Source organism: Butyrivibrio fibrisolvens (assembly GCF_023206215.1).
Classification (GTDB): Bacteria; Bacillota; Clostridia; order Lachnospirales; family Lachnospiraceae; genus Butyrivibrio; species Butyrivibrio fibrisolvens_C.
Genome location: NZ_CP065800.1, coordinates 2,397,558 through 2,420,437 on the forward strand (window position 1 = coordinate 2,397,558; position 22,880 = coordinate 2,420,437).

The following is a 22,880-nucleotide window of genomic DNA, read 5'->3' on the forward strand; positions in this document are numbered from 1 at the left end:
ATGTTTATGAAGAGGGTATAGTTTCATGCAATTAATAGATTCTTTTCCCACCCAAAAGATCGGAGATCTTGAGTACAGGAGTGGACGTATATTCCCATTTGGAGCATCCATAGTAGATGGTGGAGTTAATTTTAGTATTTTTTCAAAGGAAGCAGTGTCCTGTACTTTGGTCTTATATCACCATGGTCAGGATAAACCCTTTGTTGAGATACCTTTTCCTGAGGAATACAGGATAGGTAATGTATATTCAATGATGGTTTTCGGACTTAATATCGAAACTATCGAGTATGGATACCGTTTTGACGGACCTTATAGCCCTATGGATGGACTTAGATTTGATAAAGATAAGGTTCTTCTTGATCCTTATGCCAAGTCCGTATCAGGTCGAAGTGTTTGGGGAAGGAAAGATAATGGGGATAAGCTAAAGCCCCTGCGTGGTCAGATAATACGCGAAGATTATGATTGGGAAGGGGACAAGCCCCTTGAGATTCCTGAAAAGGATCTTGTTATCTATGAACTTCATGTTAGGAGTTTTACCAGGGATGATTCAAGTGGGGTTAGGCATCCGGGGACTTTTGCCGGTCTTACGGAGAAAATCCCATACTTAAAAGAGCTGGGCGTTAACTGCGTAGAGTTGATGCCGGTATTTGAATTTGATGAATTTGAAAACTCAAGGGAAGTTGGTGGCAGGACTCTGTACAACTACTGGGGCTATTCAACAGTATGCTTTTTTGCCCCCAAAGCAGGTTTTGCTGCATCGGCGCCTTTTGGTATGGAAGCGGATGAACTAAAACACTTAATAAAGAAATTTCATCAAAATGGTATAGAAGTAATACTCGATGTTGTTTTTAATCATACAGCAGAGGGCAATGAAAATGGGCCTTATATCTCATATAGAGGTATAGATAACAGAACCTATTATCTGCTGACCCCGGATGGCTGGTATTACAATTTCAGTGGCTGTGGTAATACCATGAACTGTAATAATCCTGTTACCCGCGACATGGTTTTAGATGCCCTCAGATACTGGGTTTCTGCATATCATGTGGACGGTTTTAGATTCGATCTTGCATCCATTCTGTCAAGGGATGAAGCTGGCGCCCCTATGGTTTATCCGCCACTTCTTGAAAGGATAGCCAATGATGCCGTACTTGGTAAGAGTCTTCTTATAGCCGAAGCCTGGGATGCAGGTGGTTTATATCAGGTTGGAAGTTTTCCTGCATTTGGACGTTTTTCGGAATGGAATGGTAAATATCGCGACTGCTTAAGGCATTTTATTAAAGGAAGCGGAGAGTCAGCTCCTGAGCTTTACAGACGAATAAGAGGATCAGATGATTTATATCGCTTCAGAGGACCCAGAGCATCTATAAATTTTGTGACCTGCCATGACGGCTTTACTCTTTATGACCTTGTTTCGTACAATGAAAAGCATAATGAAGCCAATGGCGAGAACAATAATGACGGATGCAATGACAACGAAAGCTGGAACTGCGGTGTAGAAGGAGATACAAAGGATCCTCAAATTATTGATCTTAGAAAACGTCAGATGAAAAATATGTTGACGATCCTTCTGACAAGCAGGGGAATTCCTATGCTTCTGTCCGGAGATGAGTTTGCCAATACCCAGTGGGGTAATAATAATGCCTATTGTCAGGATAGTGAGATTTCATATATTATCTGGTCACTTTTTGATAAGAACAAGGACCTGTTTGAGTATGTGAAGAACCTTGTGGCACTTAGGAATGAGTACCCGGTTATAAGAGAAAATTCTTTTGATCTTGGAAATAATGGGACCGGCTATCCGGAACTTTCTTTCCATTCTGCCAAGCCATGGCAGCTTGATGAGGGCGCATCAAATCTGTGCTTTTCATATATGTATGCCCAGGATCATGCAAGGGCAGGAACTAAAAAAGATGCGTTTATATATGTTGCAGTTAATGCATATTGGGAAGATGTATACTACGAACTTCCAATAATTCCTCAGGGAATGAAATGGCATTTAAGACTAAGTAGTAGCGGAGATGTATATTCAAAAGGTAAAGAAAAGACTTTGGGTGATCAGGGCAGTTTTATGCTTGGCGCAAGGTCTACACTTGTACTGATTGCTAAATGAGCGATTGATATATATGTCGATAAGCTCGAAGAGATTTGAATTAAGATTTTGAGAGTCGTGTGCAGAAAATATACTGTAACACGGCTCTTTTTTGTTATAGTATTACTATATGTAAAGAGAATAAGCTAAAAAGTTTTTAGGAGCTTTATACATGGAATATATACATCTTCACATGCATTTTTAAATCGTGAAGGAAGACCTATCCGAATGAAAGATGAGAAGCCAGAGCTTTTTGAGGCACTTAGCAGTTTGGTATCTGCATAACACTATATGGGAGGAAAAGCAATGCTTTATGACTTGGTAAAAGAAAACAGGGGATGGAACGGTAATAATTTTTAATAACAACAAGCTGCATGGTATAGCTGTTTTGACGGGTATTCAATTCTGGAGATCAAGTTTGAAAGTGTTCCACTTTCAAACCCAAATTGGTGTCGCGAGCTCCACCAATTTGAACCATTAGTCACTCGCTTTGCTCGCGACATGAGGTTAAAAGATGTTACTTTAGAGATTGAGCAAAAGAAATAAGGGATTAGAGTGTTGGATTTTCAATTTGCTTAGCATAATACATGAAATTGTCATTGATGTATAAAACTCATCTGATTACATAAAAACATCATCCTAACATAAAGTGCATAAAAAGGCTGCAAGTACATAAAATTCATAAAACAGATATATTGACATATTTGACATAATTGTATAAAAAGCATAAAATTAAATATAGATAATAATTGATTGTCAATTACACTTATGGAAAGGAAGTATTATCATGTTTTCTAATCCATTTTCACCTATTTTTGGTGGCAAACCGGATGTGTTTTTTGGTCGAGACAGAATCCTTGGTCTTTTTGACCTTGCCATGGTCGATTCTGGAAGCGATGAGCGAGCGATATTTATAACTGGAACACGAGGTTGTGGTAAGACTGCTTTATTAGAGCAATTATCTATAAGAGCTAGTAAGAAAAACAGAAGAGTCATAGATCTTGGTCCGGAAAATACTATTGAGCAACTGATGCATGAATTAAGCGGGTACGATGAGGTGACCAATACTATTAGTCCTCAGGCTAGTGTCAGCGTGCTTGGAATTGGCGGTGGAATCAGCGGAGGATCTGTCTCTAAAACTAAGCGTATTGGCAGAGAACTTCTTCAGCCTATTCTTCTGGATGCATGTGCTAAGTCCAAACAAGGTTTACTTGTTACAGTGGATGAAATTCAAAAGGTTCCAATTGAAGATGTCTCATCTCTTTGTAATGCCTTTCAGATGGCTTCACGAAAAGGATATGATATCATGCTTGCGGTTGCAGGCCTTCCTTACGCATATGGAAATATTACGAGGCATGAAGGCTGTACGTATCTTAGACGCGCATCACATGAAGAAATCGGATTATTTACCTGGGATGAAGCTGAAGATGCTCTTAAAAAAGTGTTCTCCGGTATCAAAGGACTACAGATAGATAATACCTTTTTGAATAGAATTAACGAGAGCAGTTTTGGACACCCATATATTATGCAACTTCTTGGTTATCACCTGATCTTGCAGGTCAATAATCATAACCCGGATAAAAAGCATACTGTAACTGAAGATGAGCTGTTGGAAGCTGAGAAGAATGCGCTATTTGCATATGAACAGAGAGCACTTGTTCCTCTTTTTGAAGAGCTTCCGGAAAATGAGAAACAATACCTGATAAAAATGTCTTTGTGCATGAGGGATGATCGTCTTAGCTCAACGTCTGAAATAGCTAAAGCTTTGGGAGTATCTCAAAGTAAACTTAGCAGAAACAGGGCGTATCTTATTGATCACGGTATTATTGCTGCTGCAGAGCGCGGTAAAGTCATGTTTTGCATTCCATACCTTTCTGACTTTGTAAAAAAAGATAGAGGCGTGACCAAAACGATAGATGTTGTTAGACAACGAAGGGTTTAACACGCCGTGAGCAATTCATCCCCCACCTCTATAGGTGGTGGGATTTCTTGCTCACGGCGTGTTAAAAAGTCATACCATTTTTATAGAAAGATGTAAGGAGGAACTAGTTGAAATGGCATCAAGTGAAAAAGAACTTGCTGCTCTCAAAGAAGGTAAAGGCTTAATAACTTGTTACGACACATCCTGGGATAATATGCCTTACTCACTTCTTGAGACTACCCTTAACACAAGAGACCTTGGCGGCTACAGGATCGATGGCACAGGCAGACTCACGAAGTATGGCCGTGTGATAAGAAGTGACGTTGCCAATTACCCTTCGGAAAAAGATATTAAGTTCCTGAAAGACAATGGCATCACCAACATTATCGATATGAGGAACAGCGAAGAAAAGAAACTCAAACCTCACGGCCTTGCGAATCTGGAAGGCTTTGATTATCATGATATCCCAATCGAAGAAGGAAGCGGTATCCCGGAAAGCGTAGAGGTTGTGCCGGATAGCTACTACAAGATCGCTCATTCTGAGAACCTTGCAAAGGTATTTAAGACTATTGCAAACGCCAAAACAAATGTAATGTTCAACTGCAGCGCCGGAAAAGACAGATCAGGCGTAACTTCAGCACTTTTATTATGGCTGTGCGGAGTCAGGAAAAGCGATATCGTCTACGATTATATGAGAACAAAGCTCAATAACGAAGAGCGATTCAAACAGATTCACGAAAACTTTCCTGAAATCGACATGAACATCGTTATACCTAACGAGAACAATATGTACAGATTCTTCGAACTTATCGAAGAAAGCCATGGTACCGTTCAGGAATTATTTGAAAATATCGGGATTGATGCGGAGTTTCAGGCTAAAATAGTTACTAAGATGTGTAGATAGAAAATATTATTATAAACTTCCAGATTGGGTTAAAACATTCAGATCTGGAAGTTTTTTAGTATTCTTGTAAATTAGATGATGACTTTTTGGAGATAAACAGATATTTAAATATCTATTTAGATAAAGGTAAAAATGCCATTTTAGATACATTTAAAAACGTGTGAATGCGCTAAAACATTGAATAATGCAAAAATTAGATATGGCATTATTTGAGAAAAGCGTTATACTTAATTTTGATTTAGATAAGGTATTTTTCTCTGAAAGGAGCATATTTAAATGAGCAAAATGAAACTTAAAAAAATAACTATTCGGAATTTCAAGTCGTTATATGACGTTCTTACCGATATAGGAAAAACGTCTCTTCTTACACCAAAGCCTCGGAAGCCTAGTAAGACAACTGCGTAATTACTGAAAGGATATAAAGTGTGAAAAAAGAATACAACTGCGGATTTACTAATGACAACAAATGGTTCAGATACAGGGCAGCAGCCATAATCGTAGAGGGGGACTCTGTTCTTTTTGCAGGTAATTCAATAGACGATTATTACTACTCAATTGGCGGCGGAGTACACATGGGCGAAACTGCAGAGGATGCTGTAAAGAGAGAAGTATTTGAAGAAACAGGCGTTCATTATGAGATTGATCGCCTGGCTATTATTCATGAGAACTTCTTTGATGAAAATCAAGGCGGCCTTAAGGGTCTTGATTGTCACGAACTTGCATTATATTTCCTTATGAAGCCGCGTGGAACCAAAGAGCTCAACAGCCACAGCACAACTCAGGGAGTCGAAGAGAAGATGCACTGGCTGCCTATAGCTGACCTTGACCAATATAAGTCTTTTCCCATATTCATGAAAGACTATCTTCAGTCAGAGCATCACGGTATAGAACATATCATAACCGATGAAAGGAACGACAAAGTAATATGGGAGAAGTAATAGAAGTTAACCTCATATTCCAAAGTGAGATACATGATAGTCTGTTACAGATCCTTCTGGAGTTCATCAATCCAGAATATTATCCGGAATCGTTCGAAGCAATGGATGACTGGACTTATAGCAATCTTGTAACCATAGATGGTATAGAAAACATTGATAAGTATATCTCGGACAAAATAGTCACAATCAAAATGCATAGAATGTTCACATGGATTTAATCCTAGATGTTCTCTTCACAAATCGGTTTATGTAAAATTATATACCTGTTTTCCCAAAATGATACAAAAACAAAAGTATACGAAAATAAGATAAAATATGTACATTAGTACATATTTATTTTTTGAAAAAATATGACAGAATAAAGAAGTGGCAGATCTTGATAAGAACAGAACGTTAAGACAGATATGTACATCCTGTGCAGGTGTTCTTGAAGAGCTTTTGCAAAAGGGTCAGCATCAGGATGCTATGGGTAAGGGTAGACTCATTATCCATCTTGAAGATTGAACAACGAAGGGAGTATGACTATGGGAGATGTACTTAATTTTAAATGTCCATGTTGTGGCGCAAAGCTTACTTTTAGCGGCAAGACTGAAGAGATGACCTGCGAATACTGCGATGCCAGTTTTTCCATAGAGCAGGCCAAGGCAGCTCAGGAAGCTGAGGAGCAGGACGCTGCATCATCAAGCATGACCTGGACTACAACAGAAAAGCTCCTTATACAGGATGAAAATGGTAAAGTAAAAGGCTACCGCTGTCCATCATGTAGCGCCGAGATGGTGGCTGATGATAACACAGCAGCTACAGAATGCCCATATTGCGGCAATCAGGCGATAATACCTGAGTCTTTCTCAGGACTCTATAAGCCGGATTATGTTGTGCCTTTTTCTGTTGATAAGGAAAGTGCCAAAGGAAAGCTTAAGGACTTTGTCAAAGGCAAAAAGCTACTGCCAAAATCATTTACATCAGGTAACAGGATCGAAAATATCACAGGACTTTATGTTCCCTTCTGGCTTTACAGCTGCAAGGCAGATGGTACTGTGACTTTTGAAGGCGTGAAGAAATCAACTAGAGAAGATGCCAGATACACATATGAGAAGAAGGATTTCTACAGAGTCAGAAGAAGCGGAGAGATGACCTTTGAGAAAATCCCGGTTGATGCTTCAAGCAAGATGGATGCCACCGTTATGGAATCTTTAGAGCCTTTTGACATGACTAAAGCTGTGAAGTATGATGCTGCCTATTTTAGCGGCTACCTTGCAGACAGATATGACATTGCCGAGAAAGATGCCAGACCAAGAGCTAATGAGCGTGTAAAAAATACCTTCAGAGATAAGATGCGCGAGCAGGTATCAGGTTATGATACAGTTGATGCCAAAGCAGAAAATATAAATCTGACTGATGCCAAAGCTGAATATGCCATGCTCCCTGTATGGATGATGACCACCAAATATGAAGGCACCTCTTACACCTTCGGAATAAACGGACAGACAGGAGAAATGGTTGGAAGCCTTCCTGTAGATAAAGGTCTTTACTGGCTTAGATTCGTTATCGGCATGGCAGTTTCTTTTGCCATAATACTTCTTTTGATCCTCTTATTTGGAAAAAGTGGCATAACAATAAAAGGAGCTGTTATCGATCTTGTGATATCAGCCATCATTGGATTTATTTATGTATCCATTTTAAAAGGCGGTATGAGCAATGTTCAAAAGAGCAGAGCTGCCGCAAGATACATGAATGATTCTTCTTACAAAAAAGGTAAAGCTGTTGATATCTTTATGTATAGCAAAACGGAGAAGAAGGAAAAGCCAAAGCAGTAGTAATTTAAAAAGATTAAGAAAAGTAGAGGCTTTCTGAGGATTATTCTTCAGAAAGTCTCTTTTTTTCAGTGTTCGGATATAGTATCATCAAAGATATATCGATATAGTATTCCCGAATAATTTACTATGAAAGTGGGAGAAAAGCTATGATGATCGCCTTGGCAGCCGTTGGTTTTAGGAACGGCGATATTACATACAACAAAGAGAAGATTAAAACTGTAATCCGCGACCACGGGTACATGCAAGCCGACCTTGTCTTATTCGGTGAGACCTTTTTACAAGGTTTTGATTCGCTTTCATGGAACTATGATAGTGATAAGAGCATTGCTGTCAAAATGAATGATCCGATTATCGATGAGATAAGGAAAACTGCAAAAGAATACTCCGTTGCAGTGTCCTTTGGTTATATTGAGAAAACAGAGGGCAGTTTGTTCAGTAGTCAGTTGACCGTGGACAAAGACGGGGAGATCCTCGATAATTTCCGCAGGGTTTCTGTTGGATGGAAGGAACCAGTAGCCGATTTGCAATACAAAGAGGGAGATGGTTTTCACACATTCTTATTTGAGGATAAGAATTTTGCAGTAGGTTTATGCGGAGATCTCTGGGATGATGTATATGTTGAACAGATGAAGGAACTAAATGCAGATATCGTTCTCTGGCCAGTTTACACGGATTTCAATTATGAAGAATGGAATAAAACCATTAAATACGAGTACGCTGAACAGTCTGTGCACTTTGGCCATGATGTATGTCTTGTAAATTCGGTATGTCTGGACAGAGAAGGATCTGAGATAGCCAAAGGTGGGGCAGCTTATTTTCAGGACGGTAGAATTAAATGCCAAACACCTGCCGGGGAAGAAAGTATTCTTTATGTTCCGGTTAGTTCAAATGCAAAGGGCATTGAACCATAATATACGAATATAACAGAGATAAGTTATTGTGCTTATAGCGTCCCCATAATGTATAAAAATTTGAGTTATGGGGACGTTACCGTTTGATTATTTCCGTTTGCCGAGATTTTCTAAGAATGATTCTTCAGAAAGTCTCTTTTTTTCAGTGTTCGGATATAGTATCATCAAAGAAATAACTCATCGAAGTCTTGACCCAGCCCTAAGGGCATACCGTAACATAACAATAAACAAGAAAGCTGACTGGCAGCAGTGATAATTATTATGGAGGTATACTAATGGGAACTGTTATTAGGGAAAAAGAAAACATGCAGCAGATTTATTCTGATGAGGCTAATAGATATGACTGCATAGGATGTGCAATAGTCAAAGGAGAGCTTACTCCACCAGGCGGAACAATCTATGAAAGCCGTAATATTGTACTTGCAGCTGATCCTGAAGTTCCGATACCGGGCTTTTTAATAATAACAGGAAGAAGGCACGTAAACTCTTTTTCTATGTTGTATAAAGAAGAGTGGATGGAGATAGGTGAAGTTATTTCAAAAACAGAGAGAGTTATCAAGAATCTCGGACTTGCTCAGGAGATCACTCTGGTTCAGGAGGAGCGATCTAAGCATTTTCACATCTGGATATTCCCGACTAAGGATTGGATGATAGAAAAGTTTGGAAGAGGAGTCAGCTGTCTCAGAGATATTTCAAGATATGCTATGGAAAATGCGACTGGGAGCGACTGGGAAGAAGTTGAAGAGGCAGTAAGAGAAGTAAGAGCAGAATTTTATAAGGGGAATTATGAATACTAAAAATATTACTATTGATCATAAAGATATAGATTCATGTAACATTGATTTTAAAATGAGTGATAAGGCTATCAAACTTCCTGAGTTCCCAGACACCATCAAACGGAATGACCGATCAGGTGATGCACGTGTTCGGTGCTAGAGTTGAAAGTGAGGGCACTATCAAGGACGTTGATGAAGTTGCAGATAAAGTTGCAGATAAAGTATGGATGCCTGTTAGTGAAGTTAAAGAACTTCTTAAAAATAACGAGACCAAAGATGGCATCGCTATACTTGCTATACTATTTGCATTGGAATTCTACGAAAGATAATAGACATATTCTTATGATTATGATCAGCAGGTAAATAGTCTGATCAAAAGTCATAAAAAAGATATTAGTATTTTTTTAGGAGAGAAAGATTTGTTAGAAGTAAAAGAAAAGAATTTAGACAGAAGAGAGTGGTATAACGACACACAACGCGACTTTAAATACATGTACCAAAAGGATGAATATTTCGAAGGTGGAGTAGGACTTATTACATTTACTGGATTAACTGAGCCTGAGATGGTGGATAGTCCCAAAGGAGAGCTTTGTATAGCAGATAATGGGTATCAGTGGCTTGAACTTGCACCTAAAGGCGGTAACTATGTGATCACCTCAATGTTCCGCGAAGGTGAGATTTTCCAGCACTACATTGATATTACTCTTAGAAATGATATAGCTGAAAATGGCGATGCAAAATTCTACGACTTATTCCTTGACGTAGTTGTATCTGAAGATGGCAGGCCCCAGACTATAGACCAAAACGAACTTGAAGAAGCTTATAATGATGGCGTCATCAATAAGGAAGAACTCGAACTTGCAAGAAAGGTAGCAGGCGACGTACTGGAACTTTTGGACAAGAATAAAGAGATGCTCGAGCAGAAAATCATAGAATATCGCAGGATATTAAGTGAGAGTCTTTGATATTTTTCAAGTTGTGAATGGGAGGTTCTAACTAATCATGAAACCATTTCTAACTATTCATCATCTAATACAGGAATATATTCACTTCTTTCTACAATCTTCGAGGGATTTGGAAAGACTACGTTAGTTGGAACATTAAGTGCTGTATGGGCGATATCAATGGTTCTAACGGCTTTAATAATATTCATAAAATGTATATTAGAAAATCGATGATGTATATATGTTTTTGATGACGGAGGTGCATAATGATTCTACTTATTAACGCTTGCGTAAAAGAAAACTCAAGAACTAAAAGAATTGCAGATAAACTTCTTGAAAAGCTGGATGGCGAAGTTTTAGAAGTAAAACTTGAAGACATCTCTTTCCCTAAGACAGATGAAAAATTCCTTGCTTATAGAGATGATTGCATTGCAAGATGCGACTTCACAGACGAGTATTTCGACCTTGCCAAGAACTTCGCAAAGGCGGAAAAGATCGTAATCGCCGCACCATATTATGACTTATCATTCCCAGCATCACTTAAACAGTACATCGAGCATATCAACGTACTTGGTATAACCTTCGAATACACAGACGAAGGCTACCCCAAGCCTCTTTGCAAAGCTGATAAGCTCTACTATGTCACAACAGCAGGCGGAGCTTACGTTCCGGAAGAATTTGGATATGGCTATATAAAAGCTCTCGCCCAGAATTTTTATGGAATAAAAGATTGCGAGAAGATTCAGGCTGTTGGACTCGATGTAGTAGGCGCGGATGTTGAGGCGATAGTTAGCGAGTGTATAGATAAAATTAATATTTGACTTTGCCCTTGGGGCATACATTAGACTTATGATTGTCATCTGAGTGACATGAGCGATAATGAATAGACATAAGGAGATTATTTGTATGAAAATGGGAAGCAGCAACGACCGCGACGCAGTAAAGGCTCAGTACGCATCATCCAAAAGCCTTGATATCAGATTAAACTTCCACAATATGTATTCAACCAACAAGATGGGCTTTGGCCCCTGGCTTGTAGAGGGTTATGAGATAAAAGAAGGCATGAAAGTTCTTGAACTTGGCACCGGCACAGGTAGCATGTGGACCGGACATGACGACCTCATTGCAAAGTGCGATAAGCTTGTCCTTTCTGACTTTTCAGAAGGCATGCTCGATACTGCCAAAAATAACGTTGGAGAGCGTGACAACGTAGAATACAAACAGATCGACGTCCAGAATATACCTTTTGAAGATAATTCTTTTGATATAGTAATCGCCAACATGATGCTCTATCACGTGTCTGACATAAATAAAGCTGTCAGCGAGATACGAAGAGTCCTTAAAAACGACGGCATCTTCTACAGTGCTACATACGGTGAGCACAATTTCAACGACATCATTGCTGAGTGGTTTGGACTTTTCGGCGAAAGCTATGATCCTAACCACCTCTTCACCCTCCAGAACGGAGGCGAAGTTCTGGGCAGAGAATTTGCCGATATAGAAGTGCGCCGCTACGAGGATTCACTCCATGTAACTAATATTGACGACCTTGCAGATTACCTTCAGAGTCTCAAGGCTCTTCACGGCATCGGCACTATGGAAAGAGATGAGATTCTTAAGATGCTGAAACTTCATGAAGAAGACGGCGCCATCAACCTGCAGAAAGAATACGGCACTTTTGTAGCTCGCGGCGCGAAATAATCCATATCGCGAGATATGAGTGAATTAGGGTGGTATCACGAAGCTTATTAGCTCTCGTCCCTGAATTATATTCAGAGAGGAGGGCTATTTTTTTATTAATTTTTATAACTGTAAGTTTAGTGATCTTAACCTAAGGAGGAAATGAGATGAATAGAAATATTTTGATCGGAGGAGCATGACCCTACGCCAATGGCTCATTACACATCGGAAAACAATACCATTTTATGAAAAATTTGGTTTTCAGCAATATGAAAACTATTCAGCAATGGTAATAAAGAATTTTTGATGATAGGCTAAGACAAATTAGAACTTGATGGTGGGACAACAAAATGATTAGAGTTATGAAGAACATTGACTTAGAACAATGTGGCATGATTTATGCAAAAGCATTCCCCATGGAACATTGGGGAATAGATTGGACAGCAGAAAATGCAACAGAATATCTTCGCGATTTTTTTGAACAGAAAAGATTTGTTGGATATGTTTATGAAGAAAATGATGAAGTGTTAGGTTGTATATTCGCACTTTGTAAGATTTCCGGAAGCAAAGAAGAGATATACATTAATGAGATGGCGGTACTTCCCGAACGACAAGGGCATGGAATAGGTAAACAACTATTAAATGCGGTTAAAAATTACAGTAAAGAAAAAGGACTTGCAGGCATTGTTCTTTATACAAGCGAGTATGCACCAGCGGCTAAGTTTTACGAAAAGAACGGATTTAAGTTATCAACTGGAACAATATGTATGTATTGCGAATAATTGAAAAGAGAAAAGCATAAAGGACATTAAAACTGATCTGCGGGCGTAGGGATAAGAATCCTTATGCCCACTTTTTTTGGTTGACAAAACTAACAATGTTAGTATAATAATAACTAACATTGTTAGTAAAATGGGATGGGAGTAAATATGCCAAGAACAGGATTGTCTAAGGAAGAAATAATAGAAAAAGCTGCTGAATTAGCAAATGAAAAGGGTCTACAATATTTGACCGTTACAACGCTTTCGGATTATTTAGGTATCAAAAAACCCTCTTTATATAACCACGTAAAGACGATAGATGATGTGCATCGTAAGCTTATGATTTATGGTTGGAAGAAGGTTTCCGAGGAGGTTGTGGCAGGAATTGATTCGGATGATCCAAAAGAAAACATCGCGAATTTCGGAAGGGCATTTCATAAGTTTGCTTTGGAGAATCCCGGCGTATTCGAGGCAATGCTTTGGTATAACAAGTATTTGGATGAGTCCTTACTTGAAGCTACAGAAGGTTTGTATTCATTTTTCTTTAGGCAGACAGATAGCATGGGAATTGAAAGAGATGTGGCCAATCATCTGCTTAGAACCTACAGAGCTTTCCTTGAGGGGTTTGTTATGCTTCAGATCCACAATTCTTTTGGCAATCCGATTTCTATTGATGAAAGCCTGGAGATATCAATGAATGTACTGATAGCAGGTATGGATCAGTATAGACGATGAGTGAATTAGTGGGGAGTCTTAAGATGAGTTTACAGTTATTAAAGGCAAGTACTTCTGATGCTCTTTCATTGAACGGTATATCGAAGCGCGCATTTGACAGTGATGTATTGATTGGTGCGGAATCACCGGGAGGACCTCCCGGATATATGTCATTACAATTTCATACGAAAATGGCACGGCAGGGGCATTTGTATAAATTGACAGATGATAGACTCATTGTTGGCGGAGCAATCCTTTTTTGGAAAACGATGTTTTGAATGTTGGTAGGATATTCGTTGCACCGGAGTATTTTCGAAAGGGGTATGGGCTCTTTATTATGCGAGAAGTGGAGAATATGTTTCCGGAAGTAAGAGAGTATACACTGGATACTCCTATTTGGAATGTCAGGACAAATAGTTTTTATTTAAAGCTTGGCTATAAAGAAATAAAGCGCGATAAGGAGTTTGTGTTTTATTCAAAACATGTAGGACACTGATATTAGTTATAGAAAAGGGCCAGTACAGTTTGATCAGAAAGGACAGAGTGTCTTTTTTGATGAAATTATATTAAATCAGTGAAAAACAGACCTAAATCAGTGTGATTTGAGAGCTGCTAGGGTATGATCTTCCGGAGGGCGCAGATGCATCATTTTTCCTGTGCAGAGAGCTGATCCCGGGATATCTTGATGGCATCACAGGGGTATATCAGACTCCTAAGGGATACTATGTCGAAGATGCAGATGTTGAGGAGTTTGACAAGACATTCCCTCCGAAGGAGAAATTAAAGCTTCCCGGACAGATTTTTGATTAACAATTGGAGAATTAAGATGGAAACAGATAGAATAAGGATTTATTGAGATCTGAATGGAAGGAATAATATTATATGGAAATTTTGCTTGTTGACAAACATAACTTCACACGCGATTCATTGAAAGACTTTCAGCGATATCAGGAAGTGAAGAATGTGTATCGTCTGCATGATGGGAAAATGATATTGGTTTACAACCCTTTCACCGAGGATTGGGATGCTACACGCCGCCTGCAAAAAGCTGAGGATATTCTCAGTGGGAAATATGTGACATACTGTGCGTTTGAGGAAAACTGTGTGGTTGGCGAGATTATGCTGATCCCCCAGCTAAATAAAGGGCGACTGATCATAGAAAGCTTTCACGTGTCCACGGATTACCGCCGTCGTGGAATTGGTAGATTCCTGCTTGAAGCTGCCAGACAGGAAGCCCTAAAGAGAGGAGCGCATGCTTTGTATGCATCCTGTTGTTCTTCTGAGGAAACGATAAACTTCTATTCCGCTATGGGTTTTTGTCTCAGTTCTGACCCAATTTCATCTTATGTGGAAGATGAGCCATATGATCTTCAGATGGAATGTATTATTAAGTAAGAGCATAAAATCATGAGAATAGTGGGTGACTTAATTGAAATATATGTATATCATAATGACATGCGCCCACAGTCCTATCTATAATCCTGGTTGGCTTTGTGGAAGAATTGATGCCTTTTCTATGTTTGGGGCTGACAACGCACTTGTGGATCAGATTTATGTTGGGGTTACAATTGTTGTAGCAATTGTCTATTGCATTTACCTTGGAAAGATCAAAGAGGATGTAAAAAAGAATGAGAACTGATATTAAATTCAAGAACTACACAGATGACAAGTATGATGCATTATGTGGTTTTCTCATTGCATTAAATGAGAAAGATGATAGCCACATTAACTGGAACTGGGCGAGACTTGAATGGATGATTGAACATCCTGAATTTGATAAGAGCTTAAAGAACTCCATTGGCCTTTGGATTGTGGATGATAAAATTGTTGGCGCTGCAATTTACGATATGTATTTTGGCGAGGGCTTTTGCGGAGTTCTTCCGGAGTATAAAGATTTATATCAGGCCGTTCTGGAATATGCCTGCAATGAGCTTAAGGACGATTCCGGTTTTGGAATGGCAATCTGTGATGAAAATCCCACTGAGATAGAGATGGTTCAAGAACTGGGATTTAAAATTGCCGATCAGGATGAGATCATAATGGAGAGAAATCTTGATGATGCGCTTGAAGCGAAACTTCCGGACGGGCTTAAATTCTTTTGCCCGGATCCGATGGAAAATGCTTATGAACTTCAATGGCTCTTCTGGCAGGGATTTGACCATGGAGATGATAAAGTTGAATTCGAGCGTGAAGAAGAAATCATTCCAAGAATTAGGAAGCATTTTAACAAGGATTTAGGCGTTGCTGCGGTCAATGAAAAGGGAGAAATGGTGGCATGTTGTCTGCTATGGTATATGGCAGGGACTGACTATGTTTATGTTGAGCCTGTATGTACTATTCCCCCATATAGAGGAAAAGGCGTTGCTAAGGCTGTTATCTTTGAAGCGCTGGGCAGAGCCAAAAAGCTTGGAGCAAAAAGAGCTTACGTCATTTCCGATATGGAATTCTATGAGAGGCTCGGCTTTAGAAAGAAGTATCATTATTCATTTTGGTTTAAGAAGGATGGCGAAAAAGATTATGATAAATTTTCCTGTATAAGAATAAATCCATGTGAAGCGATGAATGGTTATACAAAAAGAACCGGCGAGCTGTGATCATTAAATCTACAGCACCCGGTTCTTGTTTTTTAGATACAATCAGGCATTTTTAAGTTCTTTATACTTGGAACCAGTAAGAACTTCTGAATCTCCGCAGCATGGGCAGAGTATGAACTTCTTTGATGTCCATCCCAGTACCGGGATATAAAAAAGAGTTACATAAGTCTTTTCTCTTGCAAGCGTACGCTCTACCTGGTGGTGACAGTTGGGGCATACACATCTGCCAAGATCTTTGTCTAATTTGAGTTTCTTTTTTGAACCGTATATTATAACCATTTATATTCTCTCCTTAAGCTATAAGACTTCCTTCATTCATGCGGCAACGCTTTGCCAGAGTGTCGAGCTCTGTATTGTAGTCAGCTACATTCTGATGCTTTGAGCACTTTGAAAAATAGAATGTTTCACCCATAACAGTCTCAACAGCTACAGCCTTAAAACTGTAGTCATAAGAACCATAAAAACAATTGGAGCTGTAGACATTGGTGATGTCCTTGATCGGAAGGATTACTAAGGACTTTTTAAAGTCTCCATAGTGACAGACATAATTAGCAGTGATCATGACATTGGCTTTTGCAAGATGCATAGCGCCGGCCCCTTGTGCTTCTGTAAGGAATGAACTTAGAAGCTCCTTGCCACGGCCATTTTCGAGAGCTTTATAAACGGCAGCAGCATTTTTCTCCTTGTCCATGTTAAATACTTTTTCAAACTTTGGCATGTTACTCCTCCTAAAACTTATTATTACTAATCTATTGCCCCCCTTTGGGCATAGACTAGCATTATAGCATGTATTATTCATCCCAGCAATTAAACTATATAAAGAGTTACCGTTGTGTATAAAAGTCAAAGAATGTATAGTTAATAAAGCTGTTAAAAAAGCTAGTCTAAAAAGGATGTGTGATTCTATATGATTTTGGAAAAAATATATGAACTTAAGTACTGGGATGAAGTTTCACATACAACGCTTAATCCAAATGGTCCGGGAGCAGTGAGAATACACCTTGTACCGCCTAAGTTCTTTTGGCATAAAAATGTTCCTTCCGTATGTATTCTGAATGGAAATTATATCCTGCCTCTGGGAGAGTCTCAGGCAATCCTTCTGACAGAGTTCATACGTCATGTGAATGAATTCGGTGAAGGAGCTATGAGTGATGAACAGTTAAAGGAAATCCTGGAAGATACCTATAGCTGTGTCAGGAAAGTATATCCGAGAGTTCCAAAGGATATCATTGTTGCAGATTTAGATGAGCTTGTGGGAGTCATAGAAGATGTGGCATTGACAGGTTATACTGATGCTGACATCCCCCTTATGTCAATAGGAGAGTATGCGCCCTATATGCTTGCTCCTCACAGGATGGATCTTATGGTCAGTGCTATGACTAGGGATGGCAGATGGAACTGTAATCAGAAATGCTCGTACTGTTATGCAGCAGGCCAGTTGGCTTCATCTCAGGAGGAGCTATCTACAGATGACTGGAAAGAAATAATAGATGACTGCTATGATGCAGGAATCCCTCAGCTTACCTTCACGGGAGGTGAGCCGACTATGAGACAGGATCTGTTTGAGCTGATTGCTTATGCAAGATGGTTTGTTACAAGACTTAATACCAACGGTATTAATCTTACGCCTGATTATTGCAAAGGGCTTCGAAAGACAGATCTAGACAATGTCCAGATTACTTTTTATTCATATGAAAAAAGTATACACGAATCTCTTACAGGTGTTTCGTGTTTCGAAAAGACAGTAGATGGAATCAAAAATGCTATAAATGCCGGGCTGTCTGTAAGTATCAATACGCCTTTATGTTCTCTTAATTCTGATTATGTGAAGACACTTCAGTTTCTTCATGAACTAGGGGTTATCTATGTTACTTGTTCGGGAATGATTCCGTCAGGCAATGCTATAAGACAGGATCAGCAAGATGATCAGCTTACGAAGGAAGAGCTTACAAGCATATTACAAAAAGCTGCCGATTACTGCAGAGATAACGATATGGAGATACAGTTCACATCTCCCGGTCAGGTCTTGGAAGATGATCTTAGGAAGATAGGACTTAATGTTCCGTCTTGCGGAGCGTGTCTTAGCAATATGGCGGTGACTCCAGGTGGTAAGGTTGTATCCTGTCAGAGCGCCCTTTCAAGCCCGGTTCTTGGTGATATGCTTGAAGATCCCTGGGACAAGATCTGGAATAGCAGAAGGTGCAGAGCTATAAGGAATGAGTCTGCCAAGATGATGCAGAAATGTCCATTACAAGAGGTGAATAGTATTGAGTTATAGAAAAAGTAGATATCCAAAGAGAAAGCCTATTAAAATAAGACGCATCAGGAAAAGAAGAAATAGAATAGTAAAAAATGTTTTGAAGATAATAATTCCATTTTTGTTATTATATTGTTTTTTTGTATTTTGTATTGTGCTGATAAACGGATCAGATGGTAATGGCAATAATACAGGCAATAACATAGATAGTAGCGTAGCTATAGAGAATTCTGATCGTCCTAACGGGGACTATATTTTTGATAATGAATACAATATAGGGTACAGGGCATATGATAGAGGTTCGGATCATATTGATGTATCGGATTATAAAGGTGATCATCGTGATGAAATCCTTGATTATGTCATTGAGATAAGTCCTGATATGAAAGACGGATCACTCTATATGACTTACAGCATACGCTGGCTTGTGCTGGATTCTTATGACGATGAACTTACATGGGTTAAGGTAGGTATACCAAATAAATACACAGAAGATATAAAAGCATTAAGCGATAATATTGATTCTATATATTATATAGAGAACTCTGGTGATTATGTGCGTATAGATTTTGATGACTCCTATAGAGAAGGGGATGTAGTAGAATTTTCTTTTTCTATACATGCGCACAGGCTCTATACTGATAGCGGAGCATTTAGGCATTATAGCTATACTCCGGGGTGGTTTGATGAAATAGACGTGGACCGCGTAATGGTTATATGGGATATTCATGACAATTCCAAGACCTCCAATATTGTATGTGAAAATACGAATATTAAAGAGGAAGACGGGATGATCTTCTTTACGAGATCGCTTGAAGCAGGACGCCGTTTTGAGATAAGTATAGATCTGCCGGAAAAAGATTTTGAAGTAAGTGATTCCTATAACGAAGAGCTTAAGGATTATTCTGATGATATAGGATTTTTATTAATATTTATAATGTTGATAGCAGTGCTTTCACTTTCGCTTTCAAGTTTTATTTTTGAAATAAAGGCAATAATATGGTCTATGGATGCATATATAAAAGGAAGATCTGTAAAAAGAATGCCCAGGAAGACGTTTTCTGATTATATGAAACAATATAGAAGAGATCATATAATGGAGTATGAAAAGACTTTATCTAATCGAAGATCCGGGCATTATGGCAGCTACAGAGGCGGAGGAGGCTGTGCATGCGCCTGCGCATGTGCTTGTGCAGGCGGTGGCCGGGCAGGCTGCAGTACCAAGGATTTTTATGGTACAATGTTAGATACAAAGCAGATTCACAGAATTATTGCAAGATCATGATGAATAAGCATTCTGACTTGCTGATTTAAGATCAAAGGTGAACACGTCGTCAACCTTGTTCATCATCGGATATAACTTCCGGTAACATTTATAGAAAGAGGACTAATATGGCATCAAAACTTTTACTTGTCGATGGACACAGTATTCTTAACAGGGCCTTTTATGGTATGCCTGATCTGACCAATTCCGAAGGTCTTCATACCAATGCGGTTATTGGCTTTTTAAATATTTTCTTCAAACTTCTTGATGAGGAGAATCCTGACTACGTAGTCGTTGCCTTTGATACTAGTGCGCCTACATTCAGACATAATATATTCAAAGAGTATAAGGGAACCCGTAAACCTATGCCGGCAGAGCTCCATGAGCAGGTGCCGCTTCTTAAAGAGGTTCTTGATACTATGGGCGTAAGGCGTTATGAAGAGCCGGGACTTGAAGCAGATGACATCCTTGGAACACTTGCAAAAAGAGCAGAATCTCAGGGTATGATCGTAACGCTTGTATCAGGAGATAGAGACCTTCTGCAGATAGCAAGTGACAATATCCTTATAGCTAACCCTAAGACTAAGGGCGGACAGACAACTGTAGAGAGGTATCACACCCAGGAAGTTATAGATGAATGGGGCGTAACTCCTGAGAAGTTCGTAGAACTTAAGGCTCTTATGGGAGATTCATCTGATAATATCCCCGGAGTTCCTAAAGTTGGACCTAAGACTGCCAAGGAACTCATGCAGACTTATGGCTCTATAGCAGGTATCTATGAGCATGTAGAAGAGATCACCAAGAATGCTATAAGAGAGTCACTTAAGGCCAATAAAGAAAGCTGCGACCTTTCATATACTCTGGCTCTTATCAAGACGGATGCAGACTTTGAACTTCCATGGGACAGTGCAAAACGTGTTAACTATTTAAATGAAAATGCATACAAAGAGTATAAGAGGCTTGGCTTTAAGAGACTCTTATCCAAGTTCTCTCAGGAAATTGTTGATAAGGCTTTTGCAAGTGTTGGAGAATCGGGTAATACGAATGCTGTTGATGCAGCTTTTAATGCAGCTTCCAATGCAGTATCTAATGCAGCTGATCCTAATGGAATCGCTTCAAATGGAGAGGCTATTAAGGGTGCAGCTTTGGACGGAGTATCTGTTGATAAGGCATCTGCAGGGGCTGTTGCTGATACAAGTAATTTAAATACTAAGTCTTCATCTACCGGTAATATAGAAGAAGCTGGTGATAATCAGGATGAGATTATTATAAATCTCCTTAAACAGGTTCCGCAGCAGATAGAAGCTATATCAGTTACTTCATTTGACGAAGCAGAAGATATTATAAGAAAAGCGAAAGAGTATGCTGCAGGTAATAATGACAGATTTATAGGCTATAGCGTCATAGAAGATTCCAAAGATCCTGATGATTTCATCGGTCTTGGCATATCCTACGAGAATTGCAAAGCATATTTCTTAAGGCATACAGAGAAGTTTACTTTAGAATACGCAGGTAAGGTTCTTGAAGATCTGTCCAAGGATTGCAGACTTACAACTTTTGATATTAAGAATACCTACCATCTTTTTACCCCATATGAAATTGACCATAAGAAGGAAAAAGGTGATTTTGATATACTTATAGGCGCTTACCTTCTTAATCCCTTAAAGGACGACTACACTCCTGAAGATATAGCAGGAGAGCATCTTGGAAGGATGATGAGAAGCTATAAGGAGCGCTTTGGTAAGAGCAGCCTTAAAGAACTTATAGAGGTTCCACAGCAGATGACACTGGATCTTGGAATACCTATGCCTGCTGATGATGATTCTGCCAAGAAGTCTTCCAAGAAGTCCAAGAAGGCCCTGGAGCCTCAGATCCTTCCGGAAGATGCTCTTAAACAGATCGTTGAGTATGCTGCAGAAATTGCCAATACATCACTACTCGCAGCGCCGATTATTGAGAAGAAGCTTGCGAATACCAAGATGCTTGATCTTATGAATGATATTGAGATGCCGCTTTCTTTTGTCTTATATTCTATGGAAAAAGAAGGTATCATCTGCAGGCGCGATGCTCTTAAAGAGTATGGAGATCAGCTCACAGGAAGAATAGCAGAGCTTGAGTGCAATATTTATAAAGAGGCAGGAGAAGAGTTCAATATCAATTCTCCCAAGCAGCTTGGAGTTATACTTTTTGAAAAGCTTGGATATGAAGGCGGCAAGAAGACCAAGACCGGATATTCTACATCAGCTGACGTACTTGATAAGCTTGCACCGGAGCACCCTTTTGTCAAGGATATCCTTGAATACAGAGCACTTACCAAGCTTAAGAGTACCTATGCAGACGGCCTTGCAGACTATATCGAATCCGACAACAGGATTCATACAGTATTCAATCAGACGATAACTGCAACAGGAAGAATCTCATCTTCTGAGCCTAACCTTCAGAATATTCCTATGCGTACAGAACTGGGACGAGCTATTCGTAAGGTATTCGTTCCCAAGGATGGGTACGTATTTGCAGATGCCGATTACAGCCAGGTAGAGCTTAGAATCCTTGCAGATATGTGCGCTGATGAGGGACTTCTTGAAGATTACAGATCAGGCAAGGATATACACAGAGCAACAGCTTCCAAGGTATTCCATACTCCTTTTGAAGAGGTTACTGACACTCAGAGACGTAATGCCAAGGCGGTTAACTTCGGTATCGTATACGGCATCAGTGTGTTCGGTCTTGCCAATGATCTTGGTATAAGCCGCGAAGAAGCCAAGGGATATATGGAAGAGTATTTCAAGACATACCCTGGAGTTAAGGCTTATCAGGAAGCTTCTGTTGCATATGCCAAGGATCATGGATATAGTATCACGACATTTGGAAGGAGAAGGCCTATACCTGAACTTAGGGAATCCAACTTCATGCGCAGGCAGTTCGGTGAGCGTGTTGCCATGAATGCGCCTATTCAGGGAACAGCTGCAGATATCATGAAGGTAGCTATGATAAGAGTATTCATGAGACTAAGAAAAGAGAACCTTAAGTCAAGGCTTATACTTCAGATCCATGATGAACTTCTTATAGAGACAGCACCTGATGAAGTTGATGTTGTTAAGAGTCTTCTTACAGAAGAGATGCAGAAGGCAGCAGACCTTAAGGTACCGCTTATTGCAGAGTGCAGTGTAGGATCTGACTGGTTTGAAGCTAAATAACTAAAACTTCCCACTTGGACGGACCGGCATTCCCAAAGTCTTTGCAGGGGGGCAGGCAGTATATATATCATTGCCATGCTGTTAATAGTTTTATAATTCATGGCATGATA

The 22,880-nt window shown here is 39.4% G+C and carries 25 protein-coding genes; 23 read left to right on the forward strand and 2 right to left on the reverse strand.

Features of this window, described 5'->3' with window-relative positions:
• Positions 1 to 25 precede the first annotated feature (25 nt).
• The 20 genes from glgX to I7804_RS09970 all read left to right on the forward strand — a co-directional run bounded on the left by glgX (position 26) and on the right by I7804_RS09970 (position 16,052).
• Complete coding sequence (gene glgX, locus I7804_RS09870; protein WP_022755677.1) at positions 26 to 2,113, forward strand: glycogen debranching protein GlgX; 2,088 nt, start codon at positions 26 to 28, stop codon at positions 2,111 to 2,113.
• A 766-nt stretch (positions 2,114 to 2,879) separates the two neighbouring features.
• Positions 2,880 to 4,034, forward strand: a complete 1,155-nt coding sequence (locus tag I7804_RS09875; RefSeq protein WP_022755678.1) for an AAA family ATPase — start codon at positions 2,880 to 2,882, stop codon at positions 4,032 to 4,034.
• A 112-nt stretch (positions 4,035 to 4,146) separates the two neighbouring features.
• Positions 4,147 to 4,917: a tyrosine-protein phosphatase gene (locus I7804_RS09880; protein WP_248403203.1), complete on the forward strand. Its 771-nt coding sequence runs from the start codon at positions 4,147 to 4,149 to the stop codon at positions 4,915 to 4,917.
• Between the two features lie 425 nt (positions 4,918 to 5,342).
• The gene (locus I7804_RS09885) at positions 5,343 to 5,855 is read left to right on the forward strand and encodes an NUDIX hydrolase (RefSeq protein ID WP_248403205.1); all 513 of its coding nucleotides are present in this window, start codon (positions 5,343 to 5,345) and stop codon (positions 5,853 to 5,855) included.
• Positions 5,843 to 6,073, forward strand: coding sequence for a hypothetical protein (locus I7804_RS09890; protein ID WP_248403206.1), 231 nt, complete (start codon positions 5,843 to 5,845; stop codon positions 6,071 to 6,073). Before I7804_RS09885 ends, I7804_RS09890 begins: the two co-directional genes overlap by 13 nt.
• Before the next feature lie 148 nt (positions 6,074 to 6,221).
• Complete coding sequence (locus I7804_RS09895) at positions 6,222 to 6,359, forward strand: hypothetical protein (protein ID WP_248403207.1); 138 nt, start codon at positions 6,222 to 6,224, stop codon at positions 6,357 to 6,359.
• A gap of 20 nt (positions 6,360 to 6,379) precedes the next feature.
• Complete coding sequence (locus I7804_RS09900) at positions 6,380 to 7,672, forward strand: hypothetical protein (RefSeq protein WP_248403208.1); 1,293 nt, start codon at positions 6,380 to 6,382, stop codon at positions 7,670 to 7,672.
• A 146-nt stretch (positions 7,673 to 7,818) separates the two neighbouring features.
• The gene (locus tag I7804_RS09905; RefSeq protein ID WP_248403210.1) at positions 7,819 to 8,583 is read left to right on the forward strand and encodes a carbon-nitrogen hydrolase family protein; all 765 of its coding nucleotides are present in this window, start codon (positions 7,819 to 7,821) and stop codon (positions 8,581 to 8,583) included.
• Between the two features lie 275 nt (positions 8,584 to 8,858).
• Complete coding sequence (locus I7804_RS09910) at positions 8,859 to 9,380, forward strand: HIT family protein (protein ID WP_248403212.1); 522 nt, start codon at positions 8,859 to 8,861, stop codon at positions 9,378 to 9,380.
• A 104-nt stretch (positions 9,381 to 9,484) separates the two neighbouring features.
• Positions 9,485 to 9,688 (forward strand): hypothetical protein, encoded by a 204-nt coding sequence (locus I7804_RS09915; RefSeq protein WP_248403214.1) that lies wholly within the window; start codon positions 9,485 to 9,487, stop codon positions 9,686 to 9,688.
• 90 nt (positions 9,689 to 9,778) lie between these two features.
• Positions 9,779 to 10,324, forward strand: coding sequence for a DUF402 domain-containing protein (locus I7804_RS09920; protein ID WP_248403216.1), 546 nt, complete (start codon positions 9,779 to 9,781; stop codon positions 10,322 to 10,324).
• 245 nt (positions 10,325 to 10,569) lie between these two features.
• On the forward strand, positions 10,570 to 11,124 hold the full coding sequence (locus I7804_RS09925; RefSeq protein ID WP_248403218.1) for an NAD(P)H-dependent oxidoreductase: 555 nt from the start codon (positions 10,570 to 10,572) through the stop codon (positions 11,122 to 11,124).
• An 85-nt stretch (positions 11,125 to 11,209) separates the two neighbouring features.
• Positions 11,210 to 12,004 (forward strand): class I SAM-dependent methyltransferase, encoded by a 795-nt coding sequence (locus tag I7804_RS09930; RefSeq protein ID WP_248403220.1) that lies wholly within the window; start codon positions 11,210 to 11,212, stop codon positions 12,002 to 12,004.
• Between the two features lie 329 nt (positions 12,005 to 12,333).
• Complete coding sequence (locus I7804_RS09935; protein ID WP_248403222.1) at positions 12,334 to 12,765, forward strand: GNAT family N-acetyltransferase; 432 nt, start codon at positions 12,334 to 12,336, stop codon at positions 12,763 to 12,765.
• Positions 12,766 to 12,912: 147 nt separating this feature from the next.
• Positions 12,913 to 13,479, forward strand: a complete 567-nt coding sequence (locus I7804_RS09940; RefSeq protein WP_026493806.1) for a TetR/AcrR family transcriptional regulator — start codon at positions 12,913 to 12,915, stop codon at positions 13,477 to 13,479.
• A 23-nt stretch (positions 13,480 to 13,502) separates the two neighbouring features.
• The gene (locus I7804_RS09945) at positions 13,503 to 13,736 is read left to right on the forward strand and encodes a hypothetical protein (RefSeq protein WP_248403224.1); all 234 of its coding nucleotides are present in this window, start codon (positions 13,503 to 13,505) and stop codon (positions 13,734 to 13,736) included.
• On the forward strand, positions 13,718 to 13,954 hold the full coding sequence (locus I7804_RS09950; RefSeq protein ID WP_248403225.1) for a GNAT family N-acetyltransferase: 237 nt from the start codon (positions 13,718 to 13,720) through the stop codon (positions 13,952 to 13,954). Before I7804_RS09945 ends, I7804_RS09950 begins: the two co-directional genes overlap by 19 nt.
• 386 nt (positions 13,955 to 14,340) lie before the next feature.
• The gene (locus tag I7804_RS09960) at positions 14,341 to 14,853 is read left to right on the forward strand and encodes a GNAT family N-acetyltransferase (RefSeq protein WP_248403226.1); all 513 of its coding nucleotides are present in this window, start codon (positions 14,341 to 14,343) and stop codon (positions 14,851 to 14,853) included.
• 43 nt (positions 14,854 to 14,896) lie between these two features.
• On the forward strand, positions 14,897 to 15,097 hold the full coding sequence (locus I7804_RS09965; RefSeq protein WP_248403228.1) for a hypothetical protein: 201 nt from the start codon (positions 14,897 to 14,899) through the stop codon (positions 15,095 to 15,097).
• Complete coding sequence (locus I7804_RS09970; RefSeq protein WP_248403229.1) at positions 15,087 to 16,052, forward strand: GNAT family N-acetyltransferase; 966 nt, start codon at positions 15,087 to 15,089, stop codon at positions 16,050 to 16,052. Before I7804_RS09965 ends, I7804_RS09970 begins: the two co-directional genes overlap by 11 nt.
• Before the next feature lie 42 nt (positions 16,053 to 16,094).
• Here I7804_RS09970 and I7804_RS09975 read toward each other — a convergent pair whose 3' ends face one another.
• On the reverse strand, positions 16,095 to 16,331 hold the full coding sequence (locus I7804_RS09975) for a zinc-ribbon domain-containing protein (RefSeq protein WP_022755789.1): 237 nt from the start codon (positions 16,329 to 16,331) through the stop codon (positions 16,095 to 16,097).
• A gap of 13 nt (positions 16,332 to 16,344) precedes the next feature.
• Positions 16,345 to 16,770: a hypothetical protein gene (locus I7804_RS09980; RefSeq protein ID WP_027204942.1), complete on the reverse strand. Its 426-nt coding sequence runs from the start codon at positions 16,768 to 16,770 to the stop codon at positions 16,345 to 16,347.
• Between the two features lie 189 nt (positions 16,771 to 16,959).
• Here I7804_RS09980 and I7804_RS09985 point away from each other — a divergent pair, with 189 nt between their 5' ends.
• From I7804_RS09985 to polA, 3 genes are all read left to right on the forward strand, one after another.
• A complete protein-coding gene (locus I7804_RS09985; RefSeq protein WP_248403231.1) occupies positions 16,960 to 18,330 on the forward strand; it encodes a radical SAM protein in 1,371 nt (456 codons plus the stop codon).
• Positions 18,320 to 19,594: a hypothetical protein gene (locus I7804_RS09990; RefSeq protein ID WP_248403233.1), complete on the forward strand. Its 1,275-nt coding sequence runs from the start codon at positions 18,320 to 18,322 to the stop codon at positions 19,592 to 19,594. The genes I7804_RS09985 and I7804_RS09990 overlap by 11 nt, the downstream gene beginning before the upstream one ends.
• 107 nt (positions 19,595 to 19,701) lie before the next feature.
• Complete coding sequence (polA, locus tag I7804_RS09995; protein ID WP_248403234.1) at positions 19,702 to 22,770, forward strand: DNA polymerase I; 3,069 nt, start codon at positions 19,702 to 19,704, stop codon at positions 22,768 to 22,770.
• Positions 22,771 to 22,880 lie beyond the last annotated feature (110 nt).

Bases quoted from the DNA above. Each gene is read 5' to 3' on its own strand.
- glgX (WP_022755677.1), top strand. From the start codon at position 26: ATGCAATTAATAGATTCTTTTCCCACCCAAAAGATCGGAGATCTTGAG.
- I7804_RS09875 (WP_022755678.1), top strand. From the start codon at position 2,880: ATGTTTTCTAATCCATTTTCACCTATTTTTGGTGGCAAACCGGATGTG.
- I7804_RS09880 (WP_248403203.1), top strand. From the start codon at position 4,147: ATGGCATCAAGTGAAAAAGAACTTGCTGCTCTCAAAGAAGGTAAAGGC.
- I7804_RS09890 (WP_248403206.1), top strand. From the start codon at position 5,843: ATGGGAGAAGTAATAGAAGTTAACCTCATATTCCAAAGTGAGATACAT.
- I7804_RS09900 (WP_248403208.1), top strand. From the start codon at position 6,380: ATGGGAGATGTACTTAATTTTAAATGTCCATGTTGTGGCGCAAAGCTT.
- I7804_RS09905 (WP_248403210.1), top strand. From the start codon at position 7,819: ATGATGATCGCCTTGGCAGCCGTTGGTTTTAGGAACGGCGATATTACA.
- I7804_RS09910 (WP_248403212.1), top strand. From the start codon at position 8,859: ATGGGAACTGTTATTAGGGAAAAAGAAAACATGCAGCAGATTTATTCT.
- I7804_RS09915 (WP_248403214.1), top strand. From the start codon at position 9,485: ATGACCGATCAGGTGATGCACGTGTTCGGTGCTAGAGTTGAAAGTGAG.
- I7804_RS09925 (WP_248403218.1), top strand. From the start codon at position 10,570: ATGATTCTACTTATTAACGCTTGCGTAAAAGAAAACTCAAGAACTAAA.
- I7804_RS09930 (WP_248403220.1), top strand. From the start codon at position 11,210: ATGAAAATGGGAAGCAGCAACGACCGCGACGCAGTAAAGGCTCAGTAC.
- I7804_RS09935 (WP_248403222.1), top strand. From the start codon at position 12,334: ATGATTAGAGTTATGAAGAACATTGACTTAGAACAATGTGGCATGATT.
- I7804_RS09940 (WP_026493806.1), top strand. From the start codon at position 12,913: ATGCCAAGAACAGGATTGTCTAAGGAAGAAATAATAGAAAAAGCTGCT.
- I7804_RS09945 (WP_248403224.1), top strand. From the start codon at position 13,503: ATGAGTTTACAGTTATTAAAGGCAAGTACTTCTGATGCTCTTTCATTG.
- I7804_RS09960 (WP_248403226.1), top strand. From the start codon at position 14,341: ATGGAAATTTTGCTTGTTGACAAACATAACTTCACACGCGATTCATTG.
- I7804_RS09965 (WP_248403228.1), top strand. From the start codon at position 14,897: ATGTATATCATAATGACATGCGCCCACAGTCCTATCTATAATCCTGGT.
- I7804_RS09970 (WP_248403229.1), top strand. From the start codon at position 15,087: ATGAGAACTGATATTAAATTCAAGAACTACACAGATGACAAGTATGAT.
- I7804_RS09975 (WP_022755789.1), bottom strand. From the start codon at position 16,331: ATGGTTATAATATACGGTTCAAAAAAGAAACTCAAATTAGACAAAGAT.
- I7804_RS09980 (WP_027204942.1), bottom strand. From the start codon at position 16,770: ATGCCAAAGTTTGAAAAAGTATTTAACATGGACAAGGAGAAAAATGCT.
- I7804_RS09985 (WP_248403231.1), top strand. From the start codon at position 16,960: ATGATTTTGGAAAAAATATATGAACTTAAGTACTGGGATGAAGTTTCA.
- polA (WP_248403234.1), top strand. From the start codon at position 19,702: ATGGCATCAAAACTTTTACTTGTCGATGGACACAGTATTCTTAACAGG.